The sequence below is a fragment of the Methylobacterium gnaphalii genome (assembly GCF_007992215.1).
Classification (GTDB): domain Bacteria; phylum Pseudomonadota; class Alphaproteobacteria; order Rhizobiales; family Beijerinckiaceae; genus Methylobacterium; species Methylobacterium gnaphalii.
Genome location: NZ_BJZV01000055.1, coordinates 1 through 11,266 on the forward strand (window position 1 = coordinate 1; position 11,266 = coordinate 11,266).

At 62.1% G+C, this 11,266-nt stretch carries 7 protein-coding genes and 1 pseudogene; all 8 read right to left on the reverse strand.

Going from position 1 to position 11,266, the window contains the following annotated elements; all coding sequences use genetic code 11:
• Nucleotides 1–193: 193 nt before the first annotated feature.
• A complete protein-coding gene (locus MGN01_RS22210) occupies nucleotides 194–1,006 on the reverse strand; it encodes a class I SAM-dependent methyltransferase (RefSeq protein WP_147048987.1) in 813 nt (270 codons plus the stop codon).
• Between the two features lie 579 nt (nucleotides 1,007–1,585).
• Nucleotides 1,586–2,203, reverse strand: coding sequence for an IS110 family RNA-guided transposase (locus MGN01_RS22220; protein ID WP_373319232.1), 618 nt, complete (start codon nucleotides 2,201–2,203; stop codon nucleotides 1,586–1,588).
• A 1,799-nt stretch (nucleotides 2,204–4,002) separates the two neighbouring features.
• Entirely contained in the window at nucleotides 4,003–4,833 is an 831-nt protein-coding gene (locus tag MGN01_RS22230; RefSeq protein ID WP_170246118.1) for a methyltransferase domain-containing protein, read from the reverse strand.
• Nucleotides 4,834–5,685: 852 nt separating this feature from the next.
• On the reverse strand, nucleotides 5,686–6,510 hold the full coding sequence (locus MGN01_RS22240) for a phytanoyl-CoA dioxygenase family protein (RefSeq protein WP_170246119.1): 825 nt from the start codon (nucleotides 6,508–6,510) through the stop codon (nucleotides 5,686–5,688).
• A gap of 161 nt (nucleotides 6,511–6,671) precedes the next feature.
• A complete protein-coding gene (locus MGN01_RS22245; RefSeq protein WP_210246098.1) occupies nucleotides 6,672–7,796 on the reverse strand; it encodes a hypothetical protein in 1,125 nt (374 codons plus the stop codon).
• Nucleotides 7,797–7,862: 66 nt separating this feature from the next.
• Nucleotides 7,863–8,224, reverse strand: a pseudogene (locus MGN01_RS22250) (transposase); the annotation flags it as partial.
• A gap of 138 nt (nucleotides 8,225–8,362) precedes the next feature.
• Nucleotides 8,363–8,995, reverse strand: coding sequence for an invasion associated locus B family protein (locus tag MGN01_RS22255; RefSeq protein WP_147048992.1), 633 nt, complete (start codon nucleotides 8,993–8,995; stop codon nucleotides 8,363–8,365).
• 107 nt (nucleotides 8,996–9,102) lie between these two features.
• Nucleotides 9,103–11,266: autotransporter outer membrane beta-barrel domain-containing protein (locus MGN01_RS22260; RefSeq protein WP_147048993.1), on the reverse strand; the 2,164-nt coding region annotated here is incomplete at its 5' end.

Consider the following 11,266-nt stretch of genomic DNA (forward strand, 5'->3'; position numbering starts at 1 on the left):
ACCCTTCTCGGACGTTTCGGGCAGGTGCCATCCGTCAGGTTTTTACCACTAGTGGCTCAATTCCGACGCTTGCTACGTACGAAGACCGGCTGCTTCCGACCCACTTTGGGCGTCCCGAAGCCGTTCAGGGCTACCCGACAGCGGCCACTCGTCGGCCGTCCGGCAACTTCGGCCCTGGGCAGGGAGCAGCCCGTCATCGTATTGCGCAGAACACGATCGCGCGTATCCGGCCCTGAATCGGGCCCTCCCCAAAGCGCTTTGCCAGCGCCTCTGCGGCTCGCTGCGTGGCCTCCTCAAGGCAAGCGGCGTCTCGCGCCTCGATCTCACCTCGCAAGGGTGTGCCCTGGCAGAAGGCCAGGGCAGGCTCGCGAGGCGTTTCGCTCCTGCTGACGTGCTCCACCGTCTCAGATCTCACATCGGCAAAACCAGCGGCCGTCAGGTCCTCGATGATGCGAGCGGTGTCGCAGTAGCCGTATGGCGTGCGCGCAAGAAAGCGAGGAGGGTCGTCAGGAAACACGTCGGCGAGAGCTTGCATCACGGCCTCGGGAAACTCGTTCGCACCGATGTCGTCCCATACGCTGAACAGAAAGCGGCCCGAGGGTCTTAGGACGCGCCAAGCCTCCCTGAACCCCTGACGCTTATCGGGAAAAAACATGGCCCCGAACTGGCAAGTCACCACGTCGAACGTCTCGTCTTCGAAAGGCAGGGCCAAGGCATCGGCTTGTCGCCATTCGACGGGGCACTCGCGAGGGACGTGGGCGCGCGCGACGTCGAGCATGGCCGTGTTGAGGTCGGTGGCCACCAAGCGGGTGGCGGGAGGCAGCACTGCCGTGAGCGCTCGAGTAACGACGCCGGTGCCTGCGGCGGTCTCCAAGACGCTGCTGGGCTTCAACCGGCGCACCTCCTCGGCCAAGTCTTGGGCGTAAGGCTCGAAGATCAGTGGAACGAGGTGACGTTCGTACAGCTCGGGGATTGATCCCGTGAAGGCTTTGTCCGTCGCCGCCATCGTAGCCCTCCCAATTACTCGGGAGAGCAAAGAATGCGGCTGTTGTCGAAACCTCGCAAGCAGACGTTGCGGCGGCCGCCTATGGGCCGAAGCGGACGCGGCGGTGGCGTCTGCTCATTCGAGCTCTGCCTCAGAAGCGGACAGGCAGAAATCCATCTGTGGACGCCCCCTCGGACGCAAGTGGTTTTCTGACGGGTGGCACGATGTCGGATGCTGCCATCTGTCCGGCCTCTCGATGCAGCCGTTGACTGCGGGCCCCTATGGGAGTTCGCGGACCGGAACCACTTCACCCAAGCGTACTCGGTGGCACGTGGATTTCTTCTGGCTCTTCCGGCCTCGTCTCGCCGACTGTTGTGCCATACCCTCCTTCGACCAACGTCGCGTCTCCGACAGCCTCTGGCGCCAACCTCGGCTTTACGCCGCAGCCGCCACCGGAGCTCGGTAACTCCCGCCCTTCGCCAGAAAGGCCCACACGATGCGGGCCATCTTGTTGGCCACCGCCACCGTCACCAGCATGCGCGGCTTACGCGCCAGCGTCTGTTCCAGCCACGATCCCTTCGGCGCGCCGCGTCGGCTTGCCTAATGCACGACTGAACTGCCGCCGATGATGAGCAGTCGCCGGAGCGTACGTTCGCCCATCTTCGAGATCGCGCCAAGCTTCTGCATACCGCCAGTCGACCGCTGACGCGGCGCAAGGCTGAGCCAGGCGGCGAAGTCACGTCCCTTGGCGAAGGTCTCGGCTGCGGGAGCGAGGGCGATCAGCGCGGTGGCGGTGATCGGACCGATCACAGGGATGGTCATCAGCCTGTGCGCCGTCTCGTCTTCGCAAGCATGTTGGGCGATCTCCCGGTCGAGACCGGCAATCCGCTCGTCCAGGCCCGCCAGAAGGTCCAGCATCATCCGGAACATCGCCACCGCAGCGGGCGGCAGCGAGGGGGCTATCTCCTCGTCCAGGAGATCGTCCAGCACGGCGACGTGGGCAGCCCCTTGGGGCGCGATCCAGCCATACTTGGTCAGATGCCGGCGGATGGCGTTGATGAGCTGGGTGCGCTGGCGGATCAGAAGATCCCGGGTCCGGAACACGAGGCTGGAGGCCTGCTTCTCGGCACTCTGCACGGCCACGAAGCGCATAGTTGGCCGCTGCGCCGCTCCGCAGATCGCTTCGGCATCGACCGCATCAGTCTTGTGGCGCTTCACGAACGGCTTGACGTAGGCCGGGGGATCAGACGGACCGTATGGCCGAGGGCCATCTGCTCCCGCGTTCAGTGATATGCGCCGCCGCAGGCTCCATGGCGACCGTGCAACGGGTTGAGAAGCGAAGAAGGTCAGGACCTGTATCGCACCGTCATCGCACACACCGCCGCGATCTGGCGTAGCGTCTCCAGCGCGGCATCGACTTCCGACAGGACCTTAAGCCCTCGCGGATCAACGTACGCTCGGGCGGCATCTCTGCCGCCACAGCAAAATGCCCGTGCCGGCGTTTAGTGATCCGGTAAAAGACAAGACGAGCCATGCCACCAACCTCGTGCTCGCCGCTGCCGTGAGTGGGTCCGGGTCAGCCCAGACCGACTCGGTGCAGCTGGTCGGTTTAGTGAGATGACGAGCCACCGGACTTCGGGCCGGACCCGCTCGTGAGCTGCCCGAACCGGAACGCATCGAGCCCATGTCGCTCTCCCCGTGGCCAGGGGCATAGCCGGAGGCACCGGGGCTGCCTGCTTTGCTGCCCTTGTCTTGCATCTCATGGCCTGGGGACTAGGACGAGGCACCAGGCCCCGAGCTGCTCTCGGTTGCCAAGGCGGCGCCCGTCAGCGTGAGCGTGAGCGTGGCCGCGAGAGTAATGATGGTCCGCTTCATGTCGTTCACTCCCTTACCTACCAGTAGGGCGCCAAAAACAACCCGACGCGTTGAACCGTTCCTGAAGAAACAATGGATCCACGCTCAATGCGGGCGATGTCCGGTTTCGGAGGACTGTTGATTGCCGACGCGGAACTGAAGCGGCAGCCTTACCAATGGCTGCTTCTGCGCAATGAGCGAACTGGCAGCAATGACGACCTTGGATCGCGCGCAGCCATTGCGACGGGCGACAAGCGATAGGTTTTGATCACCAGAGCACCCTGCGTCGCGGCGGGGGCGAGTGCGACTGATCTTTACGGATCATTAACCATGCCACTGCATAGTGCTGGCGTGTACCGAGACACCCACCAATGTCTTCAGCCCGCCCGGAGTTATCCGTGGCGGGCTTCTTTCTGCCAATTGATCCGCCATGATGACGGTGCCATTTCGCGGATGCGGGCAGTGCTCTCGCCTGATCGCCGCTCGACCTCAGAGCCCGCCCTGTCTGTCTGACGTGGGCGGGCTTTGTTGCGTCTGGACCGAACCGACGCGGCGCCCTGTGGTTGCCGCACGCTGAGTCCTCCCATCACCAGCGCAACCTTGACCCGCCCAGTTCGTCGTGGCGGACTTTTTGTTGCTCTGGGCCGTAGAAGTCATCGGCTGACCATGTTGCTCGGGAAGTGTTCATCTCACGAACTGGAACAGGTGACACGCCTCCTGGGTTTTCGGCAGCCCACGGGCAGACACAGGAGGATACGCCATGAAAGCCTTTGCTGTTACGCTTGCGAGCACATTGTTGGTCGCTACCGCTGTTCAAGCGGCTGAGAATGGATCAGGCACGAGCCGTTCGGGCACAACAAACGCGACAGGTGCGACTGATGCGGGCTCTGGTGCATCCGCTGGCTCATCAGCGACCGGACAGAACACAGGCGGAGCAAGCCGATCCGGCACGTCGAACAGCACAGGAGCCAACGATGCGGGTTCCGGGTCGTCGCCAGGGTCCAAGGGAGCAGGTACGCCCTCAGCGAGCCACTAAGGTATCCAGTCAGCATTGGAACTGAGAAGCACTTCAGCCCGCCGGGCTCGCCGTGGCGGGCTTTTTCGAGTCTATAATTCCCTGTGCTCGCGCAGCCCGATAGTCGTCAAAATTCTTATTCTTGATGTTACAACTTAAGCAAAGTGATTATATCTTGCGATTTTCCATAACTTCTTTCCTTATATCCGAGAATTAAGCAATCCGATCTTGCTTGTATAATTGCCATGACCCAGGATGGCGCTACAAACGAGCCGCCATAACTCTGTTTATAGATATCGGAAAAATGTGGGGAGGCAAAGTAACCAAATCTGCCCGTAGAAAAATCATCTTTAGCGCGCTGAGGATCCAAACTATGTTCTATGATATCTGGAATATTTTTTGCGAATTTTCTATGTTTTTTATAATTTGAAACTACAGTTGGAAATTCTTGAGAATTGAAAATTCTCGTTGCATCACTTCTTCCATGCGTGCTCAGTACAGCAATCCCACCTTTATTGAGAATTTCTATGTAGAAATTAATTGCATTGCTATACATATCTTTGTCAAAATGCGTTAATAACGATCCAGAGAAAACCAAATCAAATTTCTCAGTGGGAACGTTTGAGAAATCAGGATTGAATATCAGCTCACGTGCCGCAAATTCGCGCGAGACATCTTCACGGAGTGGGTCAACAATTTCACCTATCCATAACTGGGACTCGGGAAAGAAGTTTTTGAGCAAACGAGTCACTCGACCGCCGCCGCAAGGAAGATCCAAAATTTTCTGGAATTTCGTCCTTCCCGAAAGCACCATCGCTTCGGAGATCGCACGGACGCCGGTCTCGCCATCGCTTATATAGCTCTCAAAATCTCCCAACCACATATCGTCATGATCACTTATCCATCGACTGATTTGTCTTGACCTATATGCTTTCCATCTTTCAGAAAGAGCCTCTATCGACGAACCTACTTCGCCCAAGTCAACATCGGGCAGGCTCGGCCACATATGAACGCTACTTGCACCTCTCCGCCCCCCAAAAAATCGCATCCTTATCACCTTGAGCTTGTAATTACTTGCGTCAACGCAGTCATGCATTACCCAGGAAAAGCGAAGCTCTCAAGTCGGTTAGCACTTGGGCTGTGATCGCTTCAGAAGGTTCGCAGGACGATAAGCTGCTGAAGTGGTCGACAGACCATAGCCGACATGGTCCCACGGCCTTATTCCGCTCCATGCTCAACGATTTCCCGCCTGAAGTCGCCGGCTGGCGCGATGCCAATCAGCGGCTCAGCCCTAACGCTTCACTATGCCGCCTCCTGAACGCTCAGCGCTGGGGCGAAGTCCAAGGCGCGGCGATCGACTCCATCGGTTCAGGGCAGAGGCTCATGCGCTCGGCTGGATGGCAGCCCAGCTTTTCGTAGTCCATCCAGAGCATGGGACGCTGCGGGTCGGTTACTGCGGCGCCCTGATGATCAGCGGGCGCAAGACGACAGCGATCGAGCCAAGGTGCATCCGCTTCTTCGAGGATCTGACCTTCTACCGTGACGTGCCAGGCAAGCTGCGAGGCTTGCCAATCTGGAAGCTGAAAGGCGCGCCTCGATCCACGAAGGCCGTCACGATGCAAGCAATCGCCCTTCGCTTCCTTACGTCCAGGTCGACCGTTTCCCTGATGCAATCCGAGTTCACAGTTTGGCGTGGCGGGTCGCGCCTCACCGGATGCTGCCGCACTCGATCAATGTCGAGCCGGCCGAGTACGTCGATCAGTTCGCTAGGCGCCATCTGCTGCGGCGCATTGCTCTTCCGAAATATAGAGGACAGATCTTGTCACATCACCTACCCGGCGACCTTAATCGCCTCACGCTTCAGGACCATGCCTTCCTCTTTTTTTACTCTCGCAGAGACTGGCACATCTTTCACTCGCAGATAGTGGCTGACCAGACTGCGCCGTGTGTCTTGCATACTATTGATTGCAGATCCGCCATGTAGCAACTGGCCATGCCAGATCAGAACGTCTCCCGGCTTGCCGCGAAACAGTTCCTTCTTCAAGTCACGTGAGGTCTCAGTGGCATACTGCACGGCTGGCGCGAGGTCGGCATCTAGTTTGGCGATGCCGCCATGAGGAAATACGAAGGGCGGGATCTTGTGGCTGCCCGGGTAGTAGAAAACCGGGCCGTTGTCGTCGTGATGCACGTCGAGGCAGATCGACGTTGCTAGCATCTTGTCCTTCACGCGCGGCGGCATGAACCAGCTGTCGTAATGCGCGGCCTGCGTGCTGCCATAGATGAAGTTCAGTGAATTGAAGAGGATCGGCTCGCCGTCGAGCAGCTCGTCGAGGATTTTGCGTAGCTGCTGATGGAGATTGCAGGCGCGGACGGCTGGCGAATACAGGAACAGGTCGTTGATTTTGAGAGGGCCGTTAAAGCCATCCTGTGGGACGTCCTCTAACTTCAAGCGCTGCCCAGCCTTAGATCCAGAGCTTATATCAACGATTACGCCAGGATAAGATTTAGACCCGCTTTTTAGTGCATCGATTTCTTCATTAAGTTGATCAACACTTTCCTGCGGTATCAAAGATTCGATTACAAGGAAGCCGTTTTCAGACCAGAATTCTTTTTGTTCTTTAGAAAGAACTTTCTTGCGAAATATGTTTGAAAACAACGACTTTCTCCAAAGGGATGGTCTAATACGATACAGTTGAGAGTGCGCTCGTGACGCGGCACCCTTTGCTGACACGTTTAATCTGATTTTATCGTCTTTGTAACGTCTCGGTCATTCGCGTGGCACTTCATCTCAGCGGCTCAGGCAAGCGCTCTCGTCCGTCATTTGCCTGCCCGATAGGCGTCGCGCACGTTTCGCTCGACAAGGGATCGCAGCCGGGCCTGTGCAGCCGCGATGTCGAGGTGATGGTCCCGGCCGCCGGACAGGGTAATCAAGGCTTCATCGACGACTGGTCGACCGGCCAAGAGGCATCGGCACAGATCGACGAAGGTCATCTGCCGGTCGGCGCAGAGCGCGGCCAGCCGGTCGTTGAATGCGACGTGCAAGGCGGTCCGTTCCGCCCATGACGGGATCTGAAGAGACCGGACCGCCTCTGGTCCGAACCCCTCCTCTACAACTTCGACGTGGCTGTCGACGTAGCCTTCGGCCCAGGCGGCATCGGAGAGAGCCGGCGGCAAGACTGACAGGAGCCGCACGGGACCGGGGATATCGAAACATGTGTCAAGGAATCCGCCGTAGGATGCCGCGACCCTGTGGCAGAATTCGTCGTACTCGTCGCGGTCGAAACGAGCCCGCTTGGCGGCGATGCGCCGGTAGGTGAAGACGAATTCGATGTCGACCTGGCCGAACTGCAGCAGGGTAGGTAGCCCGCGGCCTTCCCCGGATTTGCGGATGGCCCCTGCCAGCGCGTTCAGGCGATCCCCGTAGCCAGAGCGGGAACGCGGATTGGCTAGGCCAATCGCGGATCCGGCCGTGCACGCCAGGTGGACCGGAATGATCGGCCGAACGGGACTCGATCCATTGATCCGGCAGATTGCGGAATGACTGTCTCCGACCAACAGGTACGGATGTCCGACCTTGCGCAGGGCCGGCAACACGACCGCCCAGAATGACGGATCGCGCGCTCGGTCCGGATCGCTGGCGAGTTGCGCGCTCACCAGGCAGCCGGCCAGTCTGGCCAGCCCCCGGCGGTCCAGCACGGGCGCACTCGCCAGCCGCGCGAAGCCCGGCAGGTCAAGCGTTACTGGGCAGGTGAACCAGGACCCAAATAGAAAGGGCAGGAAGGCTTCGACATCGATGCGGGAGCCCGGACGCACCAGGAACGTGTGGGCGGCCACGAAACTGTCGAGCGCGAACCCGCTTCCTGTGACGAGTTCGGCGACGTGCTGCGTTGACAGGGGGGCTAGGCGCAGAGCGGTGGCGATGCGCTGGAAGGTCGTTGGCATGAGGGAGAGGTCGACCGCACACTCGCTTGCAAGATTATCATCAAGGACTTAGCGCTCAGTGTCGAGTCGCTCGGACACCTTCATCGTCTGCACGATATGCTCGACACAGGCACGGCGGCGCGCGGGGCTCAGACGTTTTGCCGGCGCTGCCCTTCGAGTCCCTTTGCCGCCTCCTGCAGGATCAACTTGTCGGGCGTGAGGTTGGCAATCGCTTTGCGCAGCCGCTGGTTCTCGACCTTTAAGTCCTTCATCCGCCGGACCTGATCCGTCTTCAGGCCGCCGAACTCCTCGCGCCAGCGGTCGTACGTCACCTCGGTCACACCGAGGGTCCGGATCACATCGGCCACGCTCGGGCCCTGCGCAATCAACACGTCCGCCTGCCGTAGCTTGGCGACCACATCCTCCGGCTTGTGCCGCTTCGTTCCCATCTGTCCGTCCTCGTCCTGACCCGCAGCAGGCTATGAGCCGGATTAAGAGAAAACTGCTCTAGCCGAAGCCAGAATGCCTGCTTAGGCGCGTCGCCTGTCTGAAGCTGACATTCGCGTAGCGCGGCACCGAGCGCCAACCTAGCTCCGTTCCTTTGCAAGCGCGTCGAGCGCTTGCGCGAGACCTCGCCATGAGAGCGGAATGGCGACCTCCTGATCGCCAGCGTTCTTGAAGACGATGCGGCCGGGTTCGCTTGCGGTGCGCCAGTGCTTGAGCGCCTCCTCCTTGACCGGAGCATCGGCGATGCAGGCGCCGGGCAGACAGCGCCGCCAGGGTAGCTCGACACCATTGGTGTCCTTCTCCTCGGCGAGCAGGCGTACGGTGCTTGGGAAGGCGACGTTGGCCGGGAGCACGACGGTGACCTGCAGTGGCTCGCCTGCAGCGGCCCTGCCTATGGCGATCTGCGCGATGGGCTGGTTCTGCCCCTGGACCTGCATGGTCTGGCCGACGTCGCAGAGGCGGACCGGCTTCTCCGCCGTGCCGCCGCGCTGGCAGCGCAGAACCCAGTCGCCGAAGGTCGCCGCGGTCGCGCCGGGCTCGGCTGGGACGGGCTTCGGAACGGGTTGGGGGGCCGCCTGGGGAGCAGCGGGAGTCGCAGGCCTGTTTGGCTGGGCACCGACCGGCCCGGTCAGCCCGGCGGCAAGCAGCGCGGCCATGGCTGGGAGGGCAAGCGAAAGGGATGCCGTCCGGGGGAATTTGACGAAGCGGAACATGGCAGCTGGCCTGCGGAGAGGAACGAGAAGAGCGACAGGGCAGGCCCGCCGGCAAGCGAGGGCCCGCGGGCCTTGGTGATCCCGCGGGCCTCGTGGATGACCGCCCCTCAGAACCGGTAGACGAAGTTGCCCTTCACACCGTGATCCCGGGCGCGCTGTCCGACCTGGCCGGTATAGCCCACGCCCAATGTCGTGCTCGGAGCCATCTGCCAGTCGAGCCCGGCCTGGGCGACGAGTGCATCGCGGTCGATCGGGATGCCGGCCGAGACGAAGGACTGACCACCCGCGAAGGCGAGCAGTGCGGAGGGCACCACGTCGCCATAGGCCCGGCGGTAGCCGACCAGCGCCCGAACCATGATCGGCATGCCGGTGGCGAACACTTCGGAGAGCCGTGCTTCCGCCCGCAGACCGATGGTCGAGGTGGCAAGGTCATAGTCGCGTCCTTGCGCACTCAGAGCGGAGGCGCCTCCGGTCTCAGTGAAGCGATCGCGGCCGATGCGGATCGCTGCGGCACCGATGAACGGCTCGAAGTACGCTGCCGTCGCGCCAATCCGGTATCCGAGTTCGCCAAAGCCCTGCGCGGTGGTGCCGCCATAGCGGGCGCCCGCGTTCTCGCCGAAGCCGGCGAAGGCGACGGCCCGGCGCGTGGTCAGGCTGTTGCCGCCATAGGTCGCGCCGAGGCGCAACTGCAGGGGGCTCTGCGGGCCGCCAAGAGGGCCGCCGGCATAGAGCGCGCCATAGCCACTCTCGATCGTGCCCGAGGATTGCCGCCCGGTGACGTCGAAATTGGTGAAGCTGTAGCCGCCGGCTGCGCCGAGCCGCCAGTTGTTCTCCACCCGGGCGTCGGTCCCGAGCACGAAGCCCGAGGTCTGGCGGGCGAGGCGAGCGGCGTTGCCGTCGCTCGCCGTCGCGCCGAACGCGCCGAAGCCCTGGCCCCAGACGGCGATGGGGCTGGGATCGACGAGGAGTGCGGTGACCGGTGTCGGGGCACTGGCCCGGCCCGGCAGGTCGGCCGTGTAGGCGGCCGGTAGGGTCGTGCCCGGCGCGAAGCGCTGGCCGATGCCAAGCGTGTCGTTGCCGAAACCGGTCGCACTCCCCCAGCGCAGCCGGTCGAGCACCGCCTCGCGCACCAGGAAGGCATTCTCGAACTGCGTCGTGACCGCACTCGCATGGATCTCGCCCGAGAGCGCATCGAAAGCCACCCGCGATTGCGGTGCGGACAGCACCGCGACCGCGTCGTAGAGGCGCGCACCGACGCCGGTCTGCTGGGTTGCATTCGCAGCAGCCCTCTGGTTGCGGGTCTGCGCCGTCGTGGCGAATTGCAGGTCGTTGCGCGCGAGCCGCAGAGCGACGTCGTTGGCGTCGTAGGTCAGGAACGGCGTCAGGTAGGCGAAGTTCGAGGTGACCCCCGAGAACCGTCCCGTCACGCCACCTGCCGCACTCAGGATCGTGTAGCTGGAGCTCGGGGAGAACAGCCCGGGCTGGGCCGTGACCTGGACCGTACCGCCCTGGATCGTGGCGGTACCACTCGCCGCGATCCGGTCCGACTGGCCGAGCGCCGTGGCGTCGACCTGGAAGAGCGACTGGTTCGAGAACAGGATGTTGCCCGAGACCTGCAGCGTGCCGACTGCGCCTGGCGTTGCACCCGGAGCGACGCTCGAACCTGAAGCGACGGTGAGGCTGCCGGTTCTGCCCGACCCGGCGAGGAGCGCGCCATTGGCCACGCTTACGGGTGAAGCGAGGCTGCCCGCAACCGTCAGGGTACCGGCCTGCACCGTGGTGGCACCGGTATAGGTGCTGGCTCCGGTCAGCGTCAGGCTACCGCTACCGTTCTTCGTAAGGGAGGTGACAGCCGCGCCGTTGGCGATGGTGCCGGCATAGCTCGCCGAGCTGTTGTCGCCGCCCGTGGTCAGAGCGCCGTTGCGGATCACCGCAGTCGTGCCGGTGCCCGACAGCGAGCCGACCGTGAAGGCGGTGCCGCCGAGATCGAGCAGGCCGTTGTTGGCGAAGGCTGTCACGCCGGTCAGGGCGCCCGTCAGGGCGAAGGTCGCACCGGCCGCATTCGAGACCGCACCGTTGAGCTGGCCCGAGGCCTGGACGGTACCGGTATTGGCCAAGCCGCCATTAAGGGCGCCGGTGGTGACGAGCGTCCCAGCATTGGCGAACGGAGCGGTGACCGTGCTCCAGATGCCGGTGTTGGTGATGCTGCCGGAGGCCGTGTTGGTCGTGTCAGCGGTGTAGAGGCCGTTATTGGCGACGCTGCCGGTATTG

Bases quoted from the DNA above. Each gene is read 5' to 3' on its own strand.
- MGN01_RS22210 (WP_147048987.1), bottom strand. From the start codon at position 1,006: ATGGCGGCGACGGACAAAGCCTTCACGGGATCAATCCCCGAGCTGTAC.
- MGN01_RS22245 (WP_210246098.1), bottom strand. From the start codon at position 7,796: ATGCCAACGACCTTCCAGCGCATCGCCACCGCTCTGCGCCTAGCCCCC.
- MGN01_RS22255 (WP_147048992.1), bottom strand. From the start codon at position 8,995: ATGTTCCGCTTCGTCAAATTCCCCCGGACGGCATCCCTTTCGCTTGCC.